This window comes from Pseudoalteromonas sp. AOP7-A1-14 (assembly GCF_052376275.1).
Lineage (GTDB): Bacteria > Pseudomonadota > Gammaproteobacteria > Enterobacterales > Alteromonadaceae > Pseudoalteromonas.
Map to the genome: position 1 here is coordinate 13,212 of NZ_JBQSVO010000026.1, position 20,798 is coordinate 34,009.

The following is a 20,798-nucleotide window of genomic DNA, read 5'->3' on the forward strand; positions in this document are numbered from 1 at the left end:
CTCGGCGCCCCGAGCATTTTGCACTTTCCTCAAACCTAAACTGATATGAACGTAAACGCCGTGTATTCGCCATCCATGGCGAAGTCACGGCTTTAATTGCTTCCATGCAATTAATTACTCATCAATTGAGGTTTTTCGGGCAAAATGACGGGGAAATTGTCTTTGCATTAGCTTTTAATTCAATAATGAGTTAATGCTTGTTTACATTGCATTTTTTAGTAAACTGAATGCTCGCAAACAGGGAGCGATTTAATGCAGCAAATTGGTATTTACGAGCAGTTGATTACGAAAGTAATTGAGCAAAACTTAAATCGCGACCAATTTTATGTCGGTGAACGCCAGCTTGAATCAGCTGAGGCGGCTACTTGGCTTTCGCGTTTTTTAGGTAAGCTTGTTGAACATGCCATTGATGCAATCCCTAATTCAGACGAATGTTTGCAAGAGCAAATAAACCTAGCAAACAGCCTCGTGCTTTGGCTTAAAGAGCATATTCGCGATGACGAGCTGATCAACGAGAACCTTATCGACAGCCAAGGCCGTATTCTCACTGCATTGTTTAATACCCAAAATCCCATTGCTGCAAATCTTAAAGATTACTCTAAAAATATTTTTCCGCTAACAGGGCTTACTCAAAGCGAATTATTTAGCGGTGCAAATGCGGGGATCTCCCTCGAAACCGAGCTAAAACGCGAGATTAAATCGTCCGACACTATTTACTGGCTTGTCTCATTTATAAAATGGACAGGGCTGCGCATATTTAAAAATGAGCTTGAAGCCTTTACCAAAAGCGGCAATAAACTCAAAGTAATTACCACTTCGTACATGGGTGCAACGGATGCTAAAGCGGTTGAGTTTTTAGCAGGCCTACCAAATACCGAGGTAAAGCTTAGTTACAATAATCAGCAAGAACGCTTACACGCCAAGTCATACTTGTTTATGCGTAATACGGGTTTTCATACCGGTTATATTGGTTCGTCTAATTTATCGCATTCGGCGCTAACCAGCGGCCTTGAGTGGAACTTAAAAATTACCGCCCAAGAAATTCCGCACATAATAGCCAAAACCAAAAGCACCTTTGAAACTTACTGGCAATCGCCAGATTTCGAGCTGTTTACTGGCAAAGCTGAATGCAAAGAAAAGCTCATAAATTCACTTAATGAGCAACGCGGTATTGGCCAAGCAAGCAGCCAGTTTTATTTTGATATCACCCCAAAAACCCACCAGCTCGCAATATTAGAAAAACTAAGCGTAGAGCGCAGCGTGCATAATCGCTTTAAAAATTTAGTAGTTGCCGCAACGGGAACTGGTAAAACAATAATATCGGCGTTTGACTTTAAAGCCGTTTACGACAAAAACCCAAACGCACACTTTTTGTTTGTAGCCCATCGTGAAGAAATACTCAAACAAGCGCAAAGCGCTTATCGTGGCGTGCTTAAAAACAACGACTTTGGCGAGCTTTGGGTAGGTAACTACAAGCCACAACGTTACAACCAATTATTTGCGTCAATCCAAACGCTGAATAGCCAAATTGAGTCACTTAATTTAACCCAAGATTATTATGACTACATAGTTATCGATGAAGTACATCACGTCAGTGCCGCCAGTTATCGCGCTATTTTAAATCACTTTACGCCCACAATATTACTTGGCTTAACCGCCACACCAGAGCGACAAGATGGCGCAAATATACTCGATGATTTTTGTGGCGTAATAGCCGCTGAAATTCGCTTGCCAGAGGCAATAAATCAACGCCATTTATGCCCGTTTCAATATTTTGGACTAGATGACGAGACCGACCTAAGCCAAATAACATGGCGTGGTGGCCGTTACGATATAAGCGAGCTAAGTAACCTTTATACAGGTGAGAACGGCCGCGCAAATAAAATTATATCCAGCCTTGCTGATATAGTGACGAATGTTCACAACATTAAAGCCTTGGCATTTTGTGTAAGCCAAGATCACGCCGTATTTATGGCGGAAAAATTTAACTTGGCAGGCATAAACGCCGATGTGCTGACCAGTAAAAACACCAATGAACGCGCGGCCAAACAACAAGCGCTGCGCCAAGGCGAAATACAAATACTTTGCGTGGTTGATATTTTTAACGAAGGGGTCGATATTCCAGAAGTCGATACCCTGTTATTTTTACGCCCAACTGAAAGCTTAACGCTGTTTTTACAACAACTCGGGCGCGGATTGCGTTTACCTGACAATAGCTTTTCTTTAAGTAGATCAAAGCAATGCTGTACCGTACTCGACTTTGTTGGCAATGCTCGTCCAGAATACGACTTTGCTAGTAAGTTTCGCGCACTCATTGGTAAAAGCAACCAGCCAATAAAAACCGAGATTGAAAACAACTTCCCGCATTTACCGCTGGGTTGTCGTATTGAACTGCAAGAGCGCACGCAAAAAACGATATTAAAAAATATTCAGCAAGCCATAAACACTAAACGCCGTTTACACCAACTGATAACTGCTTACCCGCAACATACCAATGATACGCTCACGCTGAGTAATTTTTTACGCATAAACCCACAAGTCACGCTTGAAGATATATACAAACCAAAAGACGGTAAACTTGGCGGCTGGCATTGGTTAAAAGGCGATGAAATACCCGCAGAGCAAGCCGACATTTACGCCGCGTATTACCGCGCAATCAACACTCAGTTACTCGGCTGCAACTCGCTTAGCTACTTATGCTTTTTACGTGATTTATGTAACAACGACTTTAGCTTTACCCCAATAGCGCAAAACCAACAGTACGCGCTTATGGCGCATTACAACTTTTGGGATACCACTGGCTCAAGTTTAGGGTTTAAAACCCTAGAGCAAAGCTTACAGGCACTTAAACATAGAAAGCTACAGCAGGAACTTGCACAAGTAATTACGCTGTTTATAAACCGCATCCACCAGCAAGAAAGTGATTTAACGTGCTTACCTAATCATGCAATAAAATTACACAGCCGCTACACACGCCAGCAAATACTCGCCGCGTTTGGCGCACACTCGTTTGATAAAAAATCGACCGCCCGCGAAGGTGTTTTAGAATTTAAAAACCAAAACTTAGAGCTGTTATTTGTAACACTCAATAAATGCGAGAAAACCTACTCACCCACTACGCTGTACCACGATTACGCAATCAGCCCTTCTCTGTTTCATTGGCAAACGCAAAACAGCGCCCGCCCAGAACATGGCCGCGGCCTAAGTTATATTCAGCATCAAAAAACAGGCAAAACCATCCTTTTATTTGTCCGCGAACAAGGCAAAGACGAAAACGGCCGAACCATGGGATTTGTAAACTACGGCGAGGTTAAATACCAAAGCCACAATGGTAGTCAGCCAATGAATATAACGTGGGAGTTAACCAACCCCATGCCAAGCGAAATGTGGCATGAGGCAGGGAAGTTGGCGGTTGGGTGATGGATTTTAAGTTTGATCATCCTTAACGCCTATGTGCCGATAGCAGACTTTAGTAACCCTTCAATAAGCGGCAAACACGCTTTTTCGGGAGTCCAACTTCAGTGGTTGTTATATGTATCACAGCAACGACCAAATAAGTGTGCCTGCAAAAAAGGTTATTCCAAGCACGATAGATAAATATACTGCCCAGCGAATAATTTCACTTAATTTTGCAGCTATAACACCTACTAATATAGCCGAGCCAATAATTATGGAAAATCTCATTAATTTGAGGTCAATTTTTCCATCTGTAATATTTGCTACAACAAATCCAGTACACAATGCAGCTATGATAAATATCCATACTTTCCAATTTTCTGATTGATGCTCAGAGAGCTCTTCATCTGATAAATATGAATTCCCAACACGATGTCTAGCCATTAAATTCTCCTTTTCCATGCCAAAACATATAACACTTTATTAGTTATACTCTAAAAGGTAGCATATCTTGCAAGGTTTCAAACTACCATAGTTAGCTTTTCAGTCTTTGCAGAAATTCTGATCCGTGCCATGAACGGTCACTCATAACATTAGTCATTTGGTATGAGTATATTTAACGTTCACCGACATACCTTATCTCGCCTTCAGACATAGCAATATCCTTTCTAATCGTATCAATTATGGGTATTGATATATTTCGAATCGTTACCCAGCAGTATTCTTTTTCGCTGTTATAGATAGAAATGATTTCGTCAACTAAGGTATCAAAACTTTGTACTATTTCTGGTGATGACAACATTGCCATGTAAGCTCTATTTTTTAGTCGTGAAACATTAAATTTATGGAAGGATTTTTTCTTTGCTTCTTCATCTAGCTCTGTATGACGATATAAATCAAGATCAGCCAGTGCTTCAGAAATAATATCCATTGCTTGTCGGTATATATTAATCTTGTCTTTAAAACTCTCTATTTCTTTAGTTTTAAAAATTTCAACATCTGCTTTTAATTTTTCAATTTCTTTTTGAGCATTAAGGCTTATTTCTGATTTGAACGTTTCAAGGTCTTTAGCATACTTTTGCTTTTCAGCTTCCATTAACCTGGCTGCCCAGATTTTACCGAGCCAATTAGATAATCCTAATATTATTAACCCTGCACCACCTACGGATGAAATGATAGCAAATGCTAGTTTGAAATATTCCACGAGATTTCCTTGTACTTATAATGCTCGACTCTGCGGCTGGAAAAATCGGAGGCGAAGCCGGAGATTTTGCGAGTCCGTTAGCAGCCGCTTGTTAGGGCTCAATCTCTGTTGAGAAATCACAACCAACCACTTTCACTGGCTCAGAATTTATACTGATAGCCGCCAAATAATCATCATTCTGAAGCTCTTCATACTTAACGAAATATGAATGTATTTTGTTTTTTAAAATAATATTTCTTTGTTTTTCAATCCATTTAAGCCTATCGGTTGTAAAGAAAACTGACTTACAGATAAATATACGACTAAGAACAGATGGCATATATTCTCTTTTATCGAATACTGTAAAAGGGTCACCTATGGAAAGAATGGAGATATTTCCATCTTCCCCCTTATCACGCATTTTCTCAGCGGAATTATAAATACCGCTCGGCAGGAAAACCCCTGTTTTAACTCCCTTTTTCATAGCAACTAAAGCCATTCGCTTTTCGAATGCAGAGCCACCAAACAAAACACTATGATTGTTAACTTCACAATAGTTTATTAGCTCATTGACGACTGACTTTTCTTCCTCGCTAGGCTTTGTTCCAGCGATTATGGCAATATCAAATTCTGTGGTTAAGTTCCCTAGAACCCAGAGATCTTTTTCTGTATAGCGTGTCAATCCAATCGGATAATGTTTTTCATTCTTCTTTACAAGGCCCACACCTAGATTCTTAAGTTCGGATATCTTTTCAGGTGTGATTGACAGATTTTTTCCAGCCTTTTTAGAAGCTTCAGGCTCAAACACAAGAATATTGTTTGACGTTTTTTCAAGATATTTTAGGATAAGTCGCTTAACTTCCCCCCAATCCAGGCCTCCATGTCCGCATCCAAGAGCAGGTAATGTTATCGTCAACCCCTCTTTATTCTTTAGGTAATTAGAAAGCCAGATGAGGCCATCTTCAATATACTCATATTCAGAGGGGTTTCTCCAATGATTTTTTGTAGGGAAGTTTATGATTTCAATCCCTTTCGAAAACATATCTCCTTGCTTCCACACAGTAGGTTTTCCAGGGACAATTTCTTTTTCTTTGCATTGCCGAGCATACTCTCTGAACATCTCAGGGTATTTTTTCTTGAAAGCTAGTGCTACACCAGCACCCATGACACCAACGCAGTTGACCGTATTGATTCTTATGTCAGCATCAAAATCGAAGAAATCACCTTTAACAAACTCTAGCATGGACTATCGCCCCCTAAAACTTGAAGCATTCTGCTTTTTAAAGCTTCAATCGATTGACCATGAGATATTACCCAAAACATATTGATTGAGTTCATGTCTGCCTTAGCAAGAGCTATAAGCATATTTAGATCGTTTTCATTCTCAATAATATCGGCCAATTGTTTTTCATCGCGCTCTCTAGCAACAATATCTCCAATCAGATCATCATAGGTCACCAAAATCACTATTTTTCTTATTGATTCCTCACTAAGTCCTCCAATATCTTCAGTGAGGACTCTCTTTAACATAGGCAAGGACTTCACAGCATGATCATTATCAGCCCGAGTCATCCCATCTTGCCCCCATCGAGATTTTGGTCCTTTCCCTATATCAATTTAATAGTGCACTCATTGCGCATATTTCTACATTATATAGCTCTAACAAATAACCTAAGGTATTACTATCTCTAAGTTTTCTAAAATATTTGTGTAAAGTTAAATAAAACAATATGCGTGGTTCGCTTATTTCCATAAATATATACGTAAAGAGCTGTTTGACCAATTAACTATTATATTTAGTCAATCCCAGTGACCGCTTTTTGCTGTGAATTCAACCACAGCTTTTTACTAAAAAAGCATCCCTCGTTTCTAAAAAAAGCATAGCAACTACACTACTCAAAACTTACTTTTCGCATCTACAAAGCCATGATACAGAAACAACTCCCGACTACATTCATAAACGCCAAACTATCAACACACTCCAACTCCCCGTGATCACACCCGAAAGTTATAAATTGATGAGTAATCACTTGCATGGATGCAAGTTAAGCCGTGACTTCGCCATGGATGGCGAATACACGGCGCTTACGTTCACATCAATTGTTAACTTGAGGACACAGTGTGATCCTCGGGTGCGCCGTGGGGTTCCAAGGGGCGGTCGGCGGCAGCCTCTCTTTGGTTGCCATCGCCAACGCGATAAAACCTCGAATAGAGGTTTTTGATCCCTTGAATCTCAAGCTTTTAACGCCAGCAAGCTGCGCGTCTACAAGTAATAGCGCGATATAAAATCGCGACTACAAAACCACTTGTTTAAACCGTGCGAATGTTCGCATGCTTTCATCTGCAATCATTACCTCGTAATCGGGGTTTTGAGCAATTAGCTCATATTGCCCGTTAGGTAATTTATTAACTTTACGAAGTAAATACTGCCCTTCTCCGCCCACATCATCTCGCTCAATTGCTACTATTTGGCCGCGTAACGATCCCGCTTTATCAGGTGTTATAAGCTCAAGTAGCAATAAATCTCCATCAAGTATTGGGTTTTTACCGCCATTCATTGAGTTACCCGATGCGTGTGCTAAAAAATGCACTTGCGGGTCGAGCTTGCCCGCGCCAAGTGGCGCGTCCATTAATTCCATATCGCTCTCATCCCCTGTTTTAAAATGCCCACAAGCAATTTTTATATTAGGGAAATACGGCAGCTTTAATACGTTATCTTGCTCTTTTGCTGAATCGGCAAGCTCTTTAAACTCTAGCTGAGTCACATTGTCAGCTTGTTGCTCTATATTTTGTTCCGTTGTTGCTACATTTACTTTTAATCGCTGACTGTATTTAGCTAAGCTGTATTCAACCAGCTCTAACACGGCGTTATTTAGTAACTCGAGTTTATCTGCGGGTACATCAAACGTGGCTTTTACTGTGTCGTTTTCTAACGTAAACCACTGCGTGCCATCTTTATTTTTATTGGTGTAAGCTTTGATTGGGTTTTTACGCCAGTAGCTTTGCCATATTTGTGAATCAGCGGCGGCTTGTTGTTCTTTAATGGCTAAATCGTGTTGTTTTAAATTTGGATGACGCGCTAATACTTTAGCACTCATTAATGCAAGCTCTGCAACCGTTGGTGGATTAGCAAAGCCATTTAGTGCTACATACGCCTCAAGCAAAATAGCTTTGAAGCATTTGGTCATACTCGTTGTTTGTATGCCTTTGTGCAAAAAGTCATAAAATGGCGCTAGTTGCTCAGCGCTTTGTTGTGCATCATCATCAATGTTTTGTGTTTTAGCGATTAGCTCAAACCAACTAGTGTAATTGCTGTTTACCTTTTTTATATCACCGTAGTGGTAGTAAAACTCACTTAAGGTAGGTAAATGCCCAAGTTGCTCTGCAAGCTGTGTTATATCTTCAAGAGCGGTGGTGCGCTGCGCCTTAGCTAGTTGTTGCCAAAAGTCGGTGACTTTTAAATCAATATTTATAAAACAGCCATCTGCTAGATTTGGCTTTTTAAGCTTTTTCACTACACCACTTGGCGTAGTTTCATGGAGTAACGCATAAGGCTTATTTAAAAAGCTATGATGGTTACCAATAAAGTCAAGCACCACTAAATGCGTTTTACCTTCTAGCGTACGTAAACCACGACCTAATTGCTGTAAAAATAGGATTTTAGAATCACTTGGTCGCAGCATTAAAATAGTATCAATACTTGGTAAATCAGTGCCTTCGTTAAATAGGTCAACAGTAAATAATACTTCAACCTGACGTTGCTCTAATTGTCTAAGTGCTTCGTTACGCCGTACTTTTGATTGGCTGTGTACTGATAGCGCTTTGATACCCGCTTTATTAAACGCAGTTGCCATATAATCTGCATGTTTTGTAGAGATACAAAAGCCCAACGTACGTTGCTGTTTATATTGCTGCCACTGTGCAAGTGCATGTTCAGCACGCTTTTGCGTCGCAAATTTGTTTTCAAGTGCTGCGGGGTCAAATCGACCATTGCGCCATGGAATGGCTTGGTAGTTTACGTTTTCGTCCCAAATGCCGTAGTAATGAAACGGCACTAACGTTTTTTGATCGATGCCTTGCGTTAAGTTTCGCTCAAACACTAAATTGTTGTCACACAATCCTAAAATATCGGCTTGGTCGGTACGTTCTGGTGTGGCGGTTAAACCTAGTAAAAACTGTGGTTCAAAATAGTTTAAAAGCTGGCGGTAAACACGGGCGCTAGCATGATGAAATTCATCAACAATGATGTAGTCAAACGCCGTTGGTGAAAATTGCTGCAAATGATTACTACGGCCAATGGTTTGAATAGATGCAAACAAACATTCTGCATTTTTTTCACGTTGTTTGCCGTTATAAAACCCCGTTGAAAGCGGCAATAATTCAGCAAATGTACGTTGTGCTTGTAACAGTATTTCTTCACGATGCGCGACGAACAAAACACGCTTGGCTTTGAATTGCTTTACATCAAATGCACTTAACCACGTTTTACCCATTCCCGTTGCTAACACCACTAAGCCACGTTTAAAGCCCTCTGTACGAGTTTGAGCTAGCGCGTTGAGCGCTTCAATTTGAGCTGGCCTTGGTGTTTTAGCTTCGCTTTGTTCAATAATTTGTTCTGCTGTATCGGTATGATTTACCGCTACAAACTGCTGTGTTTTTCGCCTAGCAATGTAGCTATAAATCCATTCATGACTTAAATTTGTGACAAACTCGTGATTGAAAATATGATTAAAAGCATTACGAATACTTAAAAACTGCTGCGCTGCTTGGCTTGTTTTTGGCTGCATGTAGTCATGTCGAAAGTTCCACTCATGGCCTTTAGTAAGTGCGCTGGCGCTAATATTACTTGAGCCGATAAATGCACAACCTGACGTAATTTCGCTGGTGCCGTTTGTTTTGACAAAAATATACGACTTCATGTGAAAGCTTTGATTACTCTGTGTTTGGTAAATACGCACATCGACACCACGATCAACCAACGCCATTAGCTCTCTCAAAGCATTAGGATGAGTAATATCAAGGTAGTCTGAGGTAAGGAGTTTAAGTGTTGCACCACTTTGTAAAGCTTCATTGAGTGGGTCGAACAACAAAGCTAAGCCACTAGGTTGAATAAATGAAACAGTAATTTCAATCTCAGTGGCATTATTTATTGCATGCACAAGGTTGGGTAATAACGGGTCATTATCACCAGTAATAAGTTGCTGCTGATTACATTGCAGCTCTTGGTGCTCAATAAAATTATTCACTTATTGCTTCGCTGCGCGTTAATAAGGCATTGAGCCACACTTCGCTTTCACGACCTGGGCGCTGATCAACACTTTGCCATTGTTTTATTATTTTAAATTCGGTGTGCTGGGTAATCAGCGCGGTTAAACCCGCTTCGTTTAAGTCTGTAAACTCACGGCCGTTATGCACACGTTCTTGCGTGCCGTATTTAAACGACACATACAAAACCCCGTTTGGTTTAAGCGCGTGTTGCAGGTTTAAAAACACCTGTGGTAACTCAGCTTTTGGCACGTGCAATAAGCTAGCGCAACACCAAATACCATCGTAGTGATTACTGCAATCAAGCTGCTGAAAGGTGTTAACTTGAACGGGTTGTTGTAAGTAATTGCTGGCAAGCTTTGCAAGTTCTGCGCTTGCGTCAAACGCGCTAACAGTAAAGCCTTGCTGTTTAAAATACGCGGCATCGCGCGCACTGCCACAACCGGCATCTAAAATACGCCCGTGTTGTGCAACGTGCGGTAAAAACTCAGCATAAAGCGCCGACATATCAACATTAAGTGTTGAGTCGCTAAAGCTTTGTGCGTTTTGATTGTAGTAACTGAGTGTTTTATTAGGCACTAATTCTACCGCTCCTTGGTTAATTAATAATACTTAACTACTAGCTTGTTAAGCTTTCATTAAGTTTAATTCTAACCTAACATGAAAATGTATTAAAAAGATAGAGATACTCGATAAGTACCATGCACATAGCCTGCTAGCGGTACAAATGAAGAGTTTAGTTTTATATTGGCATTTGGATCAAAGGTCGCTAGGTTCTAGGGAAGTAACTAGGTCTAGGATTATTGCCGAAGCCCGCGCTATTTTTATCTTCTCTGTGTAGCTAAGCGCTTCTGTGCCCTCGGCGGTAAAATTGGTTTTAAAAGCAATCACAGGCGGAAAAAGGTGCTAGGTGTATTCGCAGCTCGATTCCCGCACCTCAACGCTGATCTTTTAAAATCACCTTGCAAACAAAGCAAATACCGCTAAACTAATCAATAACAAATTAATGACCGATTAAGTAGTCACTTATGCGATCTGAACAAGCATTAAAAATAGCCCAGCGTTTCGGAGATTTAATTCGCCAGCACCGTACTCTGCATTACACGCAAAGCACGTTTGCCAAGATGATTGGTGTGTCACGTTCCACGGTGCAAAAGCTTGAGCAAGGTGAAGTGGTTAAAAGTGACATTTTGTTTGAAGCGTTAGTGGTATTGCAACTACAAGGCTCGTTACTTGATGAAATAAACGAGCTGGCCGCCGATGTTGGTGGTTACAACACGCGCCAGCGTAAAACCAATAAAGCGCAGGTTGTTAACGATGACTTCTGAATGCTATGTCTTTATTGATGGATTAGAAGCCAAACCGGTCATTTGTGGCTTTTTTAAATTAGACACTAAAACTGGCCGTGGTGAATTTAATTACGGTAAAAGTTATTTAGCCCGTGTAGATGCGTTTGCGCTTGACCCTATTCACTTACCTTTAAAGCCTGGGATATTCAGTTACCAAGCAAATAAAGGGGTGTTTGGGGTGTTAAGTGATGCCGGCGCTGACTCGTGGGGGCGTAAGCTCATTTTATCGTTGCACAATACTAAACCACAAAACGAATTAGAATTTTTGCTCGCGGGGTCGGGTTATGGTGTAGGCGCCTTGGTATTTAGTTTGTCGCGCAGTGCGTCAAAACATAAAACCAATAAAAATACCTTGGCTGATTTGGCTTTACTCGATCAAGCAAAAGATAATTTATTAGCGAATAAAGCAATTTCAAATGAGGCTAAAAAAGCCTTTGAGTTTGGTCAAAGTATGGGAGGCGCGCGGCCAAAAACATCAGTACAAATTAAACAAAAGCTTTATTTGGCTAAGTTTAATCGCCAAGACGATTTATTCAACCTAGTTAGAGCCGAACACGCGGCTATGTGTATGGCAAAAGAGTTAGGTATTCGTACAGCTAATACCGCTATTCATGAAACTGAAAACGGCGATGTATTGCTTATTGAACGTTTTGATGTAAGCAAAGACTTACCAACTCATCACTTTTTAAGCGCCAATAGCTTACTGCAAAAGCCTAAAGTGGCAATGAGTGATTTATCGACTTATTATTCGTATGGTGAACTTGCCGAGTTTATTCGCCATTATACAATCGAGTTTGCTGATGATGCCACAGAGCTTTATAAGCGCATGGTATTTAATGCCTTTATTGGTAACACAGATGACCACAGCCGTAACCATGCATTTTTATACTGCTTTGCTGATAAAACATGGCGGCTAAGCCCTGCTTATGACATTACCCCAATCAATAACTCAAAGCAACATGGCATAGGACTCGGTGAAGATGGACGTTTTGCCAGTATAGATAATTTATTATCGCAAACAAAACGTTTTGGTTTGAATGTTTCACAAGCGACAAAAATAATTACGCAGATAGAACAATATACAAGCCAGTGGCGCGAACACTTTCAGCGCTTTGCTAATATAACTGATGATGACATTACACGATTAGAAAGCGTATTGCCCAAGATAAAATAAAGACTTAAAAAGCAATCAATGGCAGGCTAATGACTGACTTTTAAGTCATTAAGTTGTATTTTTAATACCTTACCTCTTGCGTTTTAGTTGCTTACTTTATTGAGCTTTAGTTCACGGCTGTAGCCAGTTTCTACTGCCGCAAAGCCCATTTAGACGCGATATAAAATAGAGCCAACATGCACGTGTTATTTACGGATGCTCATTACAAAAAAACCATTATTTTACTTTTATAACGATAGCCCGCATCAGGCATGGTGCCAATATTTAATGGCGTTACGTTGTTATTATTAAATTTAAGCGCAGCTAATTGCTTACTGCTATTGGGGTTTCAAAACCATCTCCTACTGTATTTAATATTAAGTGCTCAGCTAGTTCAACATTGTCACGACCACAATTAGACGATATTGGTACGCCATATAATAACTGAACGAATTAGTGTCGCATTTTACCACTGAAAAGTTTTAGTCTATGCGCTTAAGCCGAGTCGAATTATGTAAAACTGAAATTTAAAAATAAAATTTAAAAAAGCTTTTACTATTAAGTAGTTGTTCAGCCAAATAAGATTACTATATATCCTAACTTCTGTTGATTCCCCTGATGACATTTGTTGTTTAAGCAGTTTTGCCAGCTCTCCCCCTGAGCTGGCTTTTTTTTTGCCTTATTTGCGCTAGTGCCATAGGGGTTGACATGGTAAAGTGCGGCTAGTTGATTTAACTCCATTCTATTTTCTAGGTATTACTATGCGTAATCACTTACTGGTATTTGTTTTTCTGTTTATTTCTATGTTTTTTTCAACGCAGGCGCTTGCAGCAGCACAAAGCTCAACGCCAACACCCGCAGAGGAACAACAAGCGCTAGATAAGCTTAACGAACCTATGTATAAACCACTTATGGAGCGCTATATACTTGATGAGCTAAAATCAGTTCGTCAAGATCAACAAAAACTCCGTGAAGATGTCACCAAGCAAGTAACTCATGCGCAGCTTGATACGGCCGATCGTGCGTTAACTTACACCACCGATACAATTAATAACGTATTTTTTATTATTACGGCCACCGCGTCTATTTTAGTATTAGTGGGCTGGAACTCACTACGTGATGTTAAAAATAAAGTAGAAGATATAGTAAATACTCGCGTAAGTGTGATCACCGACGAATACGAAGCACGCCTTAATACATTTGAAGAAAAGCTACGTGAGCGCTCTGAAGAAATTTTAAGTAACCAACAAAAAATATCAGTCACTAACGAGGTTCACTCACTGTGGATGCGCGCTAATTTAGAAAGCGATATTTCGAACAAAATTGAAATCTTTGACGATATATTAAAACGCAAGCCAGAAGATGTTGAAGCCATTGCCTACAAAGCCGATGCTCTTTTAGAGCTTAACCAGACTGAAGAAGCGATTAAATTGTGCAATCAGGCGATTGATTTTGACAGCGATTACGGCTATGCCTACTGGCAACGTGCGTGTGCTTATGCGCTAACCCATAAACATACCGATGCGCTTGCTGACATTAAAATGGCGTTAGAATATTCACCTAATTTACGCAATGAATTACTGCATGAGAGCGCGTTTGCAAGCCTACATGATAACGATAGCTTTAACGCTATTTTAGCGGGTAGTTAGCGCTATTTAAGCAAGGGTATAACGTAGGGTGAACAGTTCATCAAGCTGCTCCTCAAACAATCCTTTACTGATTTTAAAGTGTGTGGAGTAAGCCTCGGCTGGCGCTTATAAATTACGCCCCGAGGCACTGTATTACCGTATTACTGTATTGTAAGGCCGGTTTGGCTTTATCGTAGTGCGGTAAACTGGTTGGTAGTAAAGTCAGGCGTCATTAACTGCTTATAGCCTAGCCACAAACGTATTAATATGATCTATGCCAGTAAACCCAAATGGCATCGTCGTTGATTCTTTATAACTCTACTCACTAAACAAATAACCTGAAACAGTTATTTAAAAAAGAGCACTTTGGTGATCTTGCCATTTTCAACTTGATAACTCGTCACAAGTTCAGCACGTTTATCAACCACTTTAGGGTCTTTTGAACAGGTCTCTGACAATTCATGGTCAATAACTATATTACCATGCACAATACGTTTAATAGGCGATGACTGAATACACTTGAGTTTTTTAAACATAATGCCATAACGGGCAATCAGTTTTTCTTTACCTTTAAACAACAGTTCGTTAGGAAAAGCATAAAATTCTACGTCTTCTGCATATAAGCTAATAAATATTTCAATGTTTTTGGCATTATAAGCGGCAATCAATTTCTCAATAACCGCGAGTGACTCACGTGATTGTTTAGCTTTAGTTTGTTGCCTTTTACTCAGCGCTTTTTTTGCTTGATCTATGGCTTTTTCAGCTTCAGTGACCGCAACAGCCTTTTCTTGCTGAGTTTTTGGCTGCTCTGTTATTTCAGCGGCTTCGCTACCTATTACTTTAGAGGCATCTTGCACGGGTTGTAATGGTTCAACTTTTACTTCAGGTTTTGATCGAGACTTTGAAGGCTCATCGGCGTTTTTCTCTATTACCGCTCTAGACTCCGTTAAAACAACTTCTGACTTTTCTTGCTCAGGCTCATCTGCAGACGCTGATTCAACAGCAAGCGACTGCCATGAAAATAATAAAAGGTAAACAAAAAGTAACGGTTTCATAGTATTCCTGACTAATTTTAGAATCGCTAAAATAACAAATTATCGCGCTTTGCGATAGTTTTTTACCAATATTGCTCAACGGTTATATGCCCAGGCTCACGCCGGCGGTTGCGTTGGTAGCCAAGTTCATTAAGCATAGCGGTTGTATCTTTTACCATTTGCGGGTTACCGCAAATCATAAATTGCGCATTATTTGGCATTGTGGGCTCAGTTGCATACTTAAACAGACGCCCATCTTTAATGGTATCAGTAATTCGCCCAGATTCACCATGTTCAGGCTGTTCACGACTAACAACCGGAATATAAGTAAGTTTGGAATAGGTTTGTTGCAATTGCTTTATTTTTTGCTGATAGCTTAAGTCCGTGTTAAAGCGCACCCCATGCACAAGGTACACCTCATCAAACTGCTGCCACACATCGCCTTGCTCGATAATTGATAAAAACGGCCCTATTGCAGTACCCGTACTGAGCATCCACAATTGCTTACTTTTGGGGATCTCATCAAGAGTAAAAAAGCCCGTAGCGCGGCGCTCTATCATTACGTTGTCACCGGGTAATAGCTTTGCAAGTTGTTGTGACAACAAACCATCTTCAACGTTAATAAGGTAAAACTCTAAGTCGTTTGAGCTTGGCGGGTTCACATAAGAGTAAGCCCTTGCTATGCGCTTATCTCCTATCGTTATTGACAGTTTCGTAAATTGGCCTGCTTTAAATGGCTCAACATCGGCGTTCACTATTAAACTAAATAATGTGTCTGTCCACCACACAATATTTTTTACTTTTGCATCTACCCAGTTCGACATAATAGAGTCCTTTAAAATTGGTATATACTTTATATAACAGTGGCAAGGGAAAACAAGAGTGTCAATGTTTGAGCATGTGCGTATTACTTATAAATAGTACTCGCTTGCTCGTTCTTCCAGATAAAAAAGTAACATCGCACACATACCAAAATTAACGCGACTTTACTCTTGCCAATTTTACGCTCGTTAACTGTTTTAACCTATAAAAAAAGCCGCATAAATGCGGCTTTGAGCGGTTAGTCTCACTAAATTTGGCGTGTTTCCTAATTAAGTGAATACGTTACCAAGGAACTTTTATATAAAGTCTATATTGGATTTATTCAATCGACTCTAATGCAATTTTAACCATTTCGTTAAACGTACTTTGACGTTCTTCGCTTGGTGTTGCTTCGCCGGTGATCACGTGGTCACTAACGGTAAATAATGCCATGGCTTTTGCGCCATATTCAGCAGCAACGCCGTACATGCCGGCAGTTTCCATATCAACGGCCAAGACACCTAACTTGTCGAGTTCTTTATAAAATGTGTCATCTGCTTGGTAAAAGGTATCGGTGGTAAATACGTTACCTACTTTAGCCTTAATACCTAGCTCTTTAGCTGTGTTAACGCCATTTAACAGTAAGTCAAAATCTGCAATGGCTGCAAAATCATAACCACGTACGCGAGTACGGTTTACGTTTGAATCAGTGCTAGCGCCTTGTGCAAAAATAACATCGCGAATTTTAATATCACTACCAATACCACCACAGGTACCAATACGAATTAGGTTTTTAACGCCGTAGCTCACAATCAATTCACGGGCATAAATCGACATAGATGGAATACCCATCCCCGACCCCATAATGCTCACAGGCTTACCTTTATAGGTTCCGGTAAAACCGTACATATTACGCACACCAGTGACTTGTATTGCATCATCTAAAAAGTTTTCAGCAATGTATTGCGCACGCAACGGATCGCCTGGCATTAATACTGTAGGTGCAAAATCATCGGTATTGGCATTGATATGAGGAGTACTCATTATTGGTTTCCTTTTTCGTTGGCTAATAACTTATCTTTAAAGCCATCACCATATTCAAGTGCAGGAAGATTAAACCACTGGGCAAGGGTTTGACCTATGTCTGCAAAACTAGCTCGTTCACCAAGTGGGGTATTTTCAAGCCCCGGTTGGTAAGCAATTACAGGTACATATTCGCGGGTATGATCGGTGCCAGGGGCTGTTGGATCACAACCATGATCGGCAGTAATAATTAATAAATCATCTGCTTTTAGCTGATTCAAAATAGTTGGTAAGTAGTCATCAAACTCTTTTAATGCTTTGGCATACCCTACGGCATTACGACGATGACCAAACTTTTCGTCAAAATCAACTAAGTTGGTAAAAATTAAGCTTTGCTCAGGCGCGGTTGCTAGCACTTGTGAGGTTTTCTCTAGCAAGTTTATAAGCCCAGGCGCTTTATGTTTTTGGGTAATACCTTGGTGCGCATAAATATCGGCAATTTTACCAATGCTTATTACTTCACCGCCGTTGTCTGCTAATTTATCAAGCAAAGTTGGTGCTGGCGGTAACACAGAATAATCACGACGATTGCCAGTACGGGCAAAGTCTTGATTAGTAGAACCCAAAAATGGCCGCGCAATCACTCTTCCTATATTCATTTCATCAAGTAGCGCCCGTGCGATTTCGCAAACCTGATAAAGCTTCTCTAGTCCAAATGATTCTTCGTGCGCGGCTATTTGAAACACGCTATCAACTGAGGTGTAGCAAATCGGCTTGCCGGTTTTTACATGCTCTTCACCTAGTTGTTCTAAAATTGTCGTACCTGAGGCATAACAGTTGCCTAAAATACCTGGGATACCTGTACGAGCAATAAGCTCGTCTATAAATTCTTGTGGAAAGCAGGGCTGGGTATCAGGGAAATATCCCCAATCAAACAACACCGGCACACCCGCCATTTCCCAATGACCCGATGGCGTATCTTTACCACTAGATAATTCTTTTGCATAGCCCCAAGCAGCTGCAGGCGCTTGGCGTTCGCTTATCAAACAAGGCTCTTTACCGGCAGCTTCACAGGCATCTGCTAAGCCTAAACGAGTTAAATTTGGCAACGCTAAGTGCTCACCTGTTTCATCTGCGTAGGCTTTTAATAAATGGGCAAACGTGTTCGCGCCAATATCACCAAACTTTTCCGCATCTGGTGCTGCACCAATACCTAGGCTATCTGCCATTAATATAATTGCTCTTGCCATACTCACCTCACATGTTTAATACGGTTACTTTATCCGCTCTTTGGATTTATGAAACAGGACATAAGTCCTGTTTCATAAAACCGAAACAATATAAATTTCACTTTATAAGCGAAGCAAAAGAGATTATTCGTGTCTTTTTTGCTATTGTGATCGACCAACAATATCTCTTTCTGTGTGGGTGAGAACTTTAGTGACACGAACAATAATAGCCATTGCAGGCGCATCTGCGTCGGGCAAATCTCTTTTTAGTAAGACAATTTATAATGAATTAGTCAATGAGCTTGAACCAGGCGCGATTGCTGTAATCGAAGAAGACGCCTATTACAAGGATCAGTCGCATTTGCCGTTCGATCATCGAACACAAACCAACTACGACCATCCTGATGCGTTTGAGCATGCACTTTTACATGAGCATCTCCAACAATTAAGAGCAGGTAATACCATTGAGGTACCTACTTATGACTATGCATTGCATACTCGTAGCGAAGAAACTCGCAAAGTAGCAGCTGCTCAAATTTTAATTGTAGAAGGTATTTTATTATTAAGCGATCCGGCTCTTCGTAAAGAGTTTGATATTATGGTGTTTATCGATACACCATTAGATATCTGCCTTATGCGCCGTATGCAAAGAGATATGGAAATACGAGGCAGAACGTTACAGTCTGTTGTTGAGCAATATCAGGCGACCGTACGCCCGATGTTTTATCAGTTTATTGAGCCTTCGAAGCACAATGCTGATCTAGTAGTTACTCGAGGCGGCAAAAATCGCGTTGCGATTGATATAATCAAAAGTAAAATAAAATCATTATTGCAGCAATAACAGCAGGATAAAAAACATGACAACTTTTATGAGCTTAGTAGGCATGGTTGTACTACTAAGTATTGCTTTTGCAGCATCGACAAATCGCAAAGCAATTAGTTTAAGAACAGTGGGTATCGCTTTTGCCCTGCAATTTATTATTGGTGGTTTTGTACTGTTTTTTGAAGCAGGCAAAAATACCTTAGTAAGTATGTCAAAAGCCGTGTCATCTGTAATTGGTTTTGCTAATGACGGGATTAGCTTTTTATTTGGACCGCTTGCCAACCAAGATACTTTAGGCTTTATTTTTGCGATTCAAGTACTACCGGTTATCGTGTTTTTCTCCGCCCTTGTAGCGGTGCTTTACCATATTGGCGTCATGGATTGGATTATTAGAATTCTAGGTGGTGGCTTACAAAAACTATTAAAAACATCACGACCAGAGTCACTCTCAGCAACAGCTAATATTTTTGTTGGCCAAACTGAAGCGCCTTTAATTGTTAAGCCCTTCATCGCAACAATGACTAAGTCAGAACTGTTCGCAGTTATGGTTGGCGGTCTAGCAACTGTTGCGGGCTCAGTTATGGCTGGTTACGTAATTATTGGGGTTGAACTTAAGTACTTAATTGCAGCTAGCTTTATGGCTGCACCAGGTGGTTTTTTAATGGCAAAAATGATTGTGCCAGAGACTGAAACACCTAAAGACAGCTTAGCTGACCTTGATTTAGATGATGAAAAACCCGTTAATGTTATTGATGCTGCGGCATCTGGTGCAGCAAATGGAATGCATTTAGCCCTTAATGTTGGTGCCATGTTATTAGCCTTTGTTGCTTTAATTGCTCTTTTAAACGGCCTGTTTGGTGGCGTTGGGGGTTTAGTAGCAAGCCTTGGTGGTTGGCTGGTTAATGTTGGCAGTTCGATAGACGGCACTTTTTTCGGTAATCTATTTATCGATATTGGCGCTTGGTTAAGTCACACAGGCCAATGGTTTAGCACAATAACGTTACAAAGTATTTTAGGTTATGTTTTTGCTCCGGTAGCTTGGTTATTAGGCGTACCATGGGATGAAGCCATAATCGCAGGCAGTTTTATAGGTCAAAAGATAGTTGTAAACGAATTTGTAGCTTACTTAGACTTTATAAATTATCGCGATACGTTAAGCGCTCACACGCAAGCGATTGTTACATTCGCATTATGTGGGTTTGCTAATTTATCATCGATAGCAATTTTACTAGGTGGATTGGGCGGTATGGCGCCTAGTCGGCGAAAGGATATCGCACGCTTAGGGCTCAGAGCTGTGTTAGCAGGATCTATGGCTAACCTTATGAGCGCCGCAATTGCTGGTTTTTTCCTCTCGCTAGCTTAGAAACTTTGAGATGAGCCGTAGTTGCAAAACAAACAGATAAAACTTTAAGGGGTTAAAGTTTTATCTGGTTTGAACGATACTTCACCAAGGGCCGCAAGGCCCTTTTATCGTTTTAAAGACGTATAATTAACTACTTTATTACCAGCCAAGCCTGTTTATTTTTAAGGCACATCCCGGCACGGTTAATTTAATTATCGTCAGTTTTATTATTATTAGCTTTTCACCTTTAGTCGTTTTAGTGTTTAAAAATCGCGTTGTAGCCAAATTCCCCTTCCCCCCTAATTAAACCTAACTAACCCTAATTAACACCCAAGCCAGTAGCATATACCCGCACTGACATTGTTAATGCGATTGTAAAGCAGCAAGACTAAAGATATTAAAACCCGACAGACTATTGCTCGCTCATAAAATGAATTAAATTATGATGTTTTAAATCACCTAAATACTATCGAACAAAACATTAGCCATTGAAAATGGCCCTATTGTATTTCAGGTGAAGCGGTATTATGTGCTGCTAAGATTAACACCTCTGTGCGCTATATAAGTGTCTT

At 40.4% G+C, this 20,798-nt stretch carries 16 protein-coding genes; 6 read left to right on the forward strand and 10 right to left on the reverse strand.

All coding sequences use genetic code 11. The features are described from left to right. Positions 1 to 252 precede the first annotated feature (252 nt). Positions 253 to 3,420 carry a DUF3427 domain-containing protein gene (locus ACT3RM_RS06380; protein ID WP_441994680.1) on the forward strand — a complete coding sequence of 1,056 codons (3,168 nt, stop codon included), beginning with the start codon at positions 253 to 255 and terminating at the stop codon, positions 3,418 to 3,420. A gap of 117 nt (positions 3,421 to 3,537) precedes the next feature. Here ACT3RM_RS06380 and ACT3RM_RS06385 read toward each other — a convergent pair whose 3' ends face one another. From ACT3RM_RS06385 to ACT3RM_RS06410, 6 genes are all read right to left on the reverse strand, one after another. Further along, entirely contained in the window at positions 3,538 to 3,840 is a 303-nt protein-coding gene (locus ACT3RM_RS06385) for a hypothetical protein (RefSeq protein ID WP_441994679.1), read from the reverse strand. A gap of 172 nt (positions 3,841 to 4,012) precedes the next feature. Beyond that, positions 4,013 to 4,600, reverse strand: coding sequence for a hypothetical protein (locus ACT3RM_RS06390; RefSeq protein WP_441994678.1), 588 nt, complete (start codon positions 4,598 to 4,600; stop codon positions 4,013 to 4,015). Positions 4,601 to 4,691: 91 nt separating this feature from the next. Next, positions 4,692 to 5,822, reverse strand: a complete 1,131-nt coding sequence (locus tag ACT3RM_RS06395) for a macro domain-containing protein (RefSeq protein ID WP_441994677.1) — start codon at positions 5,820 to 5,822, stop codon at positions 4,692 to 4,694. Beyond that, positions 5,816 to 6,151 (reverse strand): hypothetical protein, encoded by a 336-nt coding sequence (locus tag ACT3RM_RS06400; RefSeq protein WP_441994676.1) that lies wholly within the window; start codon positions 6,149 to 6,151, stop codon positions 5,816 to 5,818. The genes ACT3RM_RS06395 and ACT3RM_RS06400 overlap by 7 nt, the downstream gene beginning before the upstream one ends. 722 nt (positions 6,152 to 6,873) lie before the next feature. Beyond that, complete coding sequence (locus ACT3RM_RS06405) at positions 6,874 to 9,825, reverse strand: DEAD/DEAH box helicase family protein (protein WP_441994675.1); 2,952 nt, start codon at positions 9,823 to 9,825, stop codon at positions 6,874 to 6,876. Then, on the reverse strand, positions 9,818 to 10,423 hold the full coding sequence (locus tag ACT3RM_RS06410) for a class I SAM-dependent methyltransferase (protein WP_441994674.1): 606 nt from the start codon (positions 10,421 to 10,423) through the stop codon (positions 9,818 to 9,820). The genes ACT3RM_RS06405 and ACT3RM_RS06410 overlap by 8 nt, the downstream gene beginning before the upstream one ends. Before the next feature lie 449 nt (positions 10,424 to 10,872). Between ACT3RM_RS06410 and ACT3RM_RS06415 the strand changes: the two genes are divergently transcribed. From ACT3RM_RS06415 to ACT3RM_RS06425, 3 genes are all read left to right on the forward strand, one after another. After that, on the forward strand, positions 10,873 to 11,172 hold the full coding sequence (locus ACT3RM_RS06415; protein ID WP_441835158.1) for a helix-turn-helix domain-containing protein: 300 nt from the start codon (positions 10,873 to 10,875) through the stop codon (positions 11,170 to 11,172). Next, entirely contained in the window at positions 11,162 to 12,367 is a 1,206-nt protein-coding gene (locus ACT3RM_RS06420; protein ID WP_441994673.1) for a type II toxin-antitoxin system HipA family toxin, read from the forward strand. The genes ACT3RM_RS06415 and ACT3RM_RS06420 overlap by 11 nt, the downstream gene beginning before the upstream one ends. Before the next feature lie 782 nt (positions 12,368 to 13,149). Further along, positions 13,150 to 13,995 carry a tetratricopeptide repeat protein gene (locus tag ACT3RM_RS06425; protein WP_441835165.1) on the forward strand — a complete coding sequence of 282 codons (846 nt, stop codon included), beginning with the start codon at positions 13,150 to 13,152 and terminating at the stop codon, positions 13,993 to 13,995. 326 nt (positions 13,996 to 14,321) lie between these two features. Here ACT3RM_RS06425 and ACT3RM_RS06430 read toward each other — a convergent pair whose 3' ends face one another. The 4 genes from ACT3RM_RS06430 to ACT3RM_RS06445 form a co-directional block, all read right to left on the reverse strand. Next, positions 14,322 to 15,029 (reverse strand): nuclear transport factor 2 family protein, encoded by a 708-nt coding sequence (locus ACT3RM_RS06430; RefSeq protein ID WP_441835160.1) that lies wholly within the window; start codon positions 15,027 to 15,029, stop codon positions 14,322 to 14,324. Between the two features lie 62 nt (positions 15,030 to 15,091). Then, on the reverse strand, positions 15,092 to 15,832 hold the full coding sequence (locus ACT3RM_RS06435; protein ID WP_441835161.1) for a ferredoxin--NADP reductase: 741 nt from the start codon (positions 15,830 to 15,832) through the stop codon (positions 15,092 to 15,094). A gap of 316 nt (positions 15,833 to 16,148) precedes the next feature. Continuing rightward, complete coding sequence (gene deoD / locus ACT3RM_RS06440; RefSeq protein ID WP_441835162.1) at positions 16,149 to 16,853, reverse strand: purine-nucleoside phosphorylase; 705 nt, start codon at positions 16,851 to 16,853, stop codon at positions 16,149 to 16,151. Continuing rightward, on the reverse strand, positions 16,853 to 18,082 hold the full coding sequence (locus ACT3RM_RS06445; protein ID WP_441835163.1) for a phosphopentomutase: 1,230 nt from the start codon (positions 18,080 to 18,082) through the stop codon (positions 16,853 to 16,855). The genes deoD and ACT3RM_RS06445 overlap by 1 nt, the downstream gene beginning before the upstream one ends. Before the next feature lie 190 nt (positions 18,083 to 18,272). Between ACT3RM_RS06445 and udk the strand changes: the two genes are divergently transcribed. Next, complete coding sequence (gene udk / locus ACT3RM_RS06450; RefSeq protein WP_441835164.1) at positions 18,273 to 18,902, forward strand: uridine kinase; 630 nt, start codon at positions 18,273 to 18,275, stop codon at positions 18,900 to 18,902. 43 nt (positions 18,903 to 18,945) lie between these two features. Next, complete coding sequence (locus ACT3RM_RS06455; RefSeq protein WP_441835166.1) at positions 18,946 to 20,247, forward strand: NupC/NupG family nucleoside CNT transporter; 1,302 nt, start codon at positions 18,946 to 18,948, stop codon at positions 20,245 to 20,247. Positions 20,248 to 20,798 lie beyond the last annotated feature (551 nt).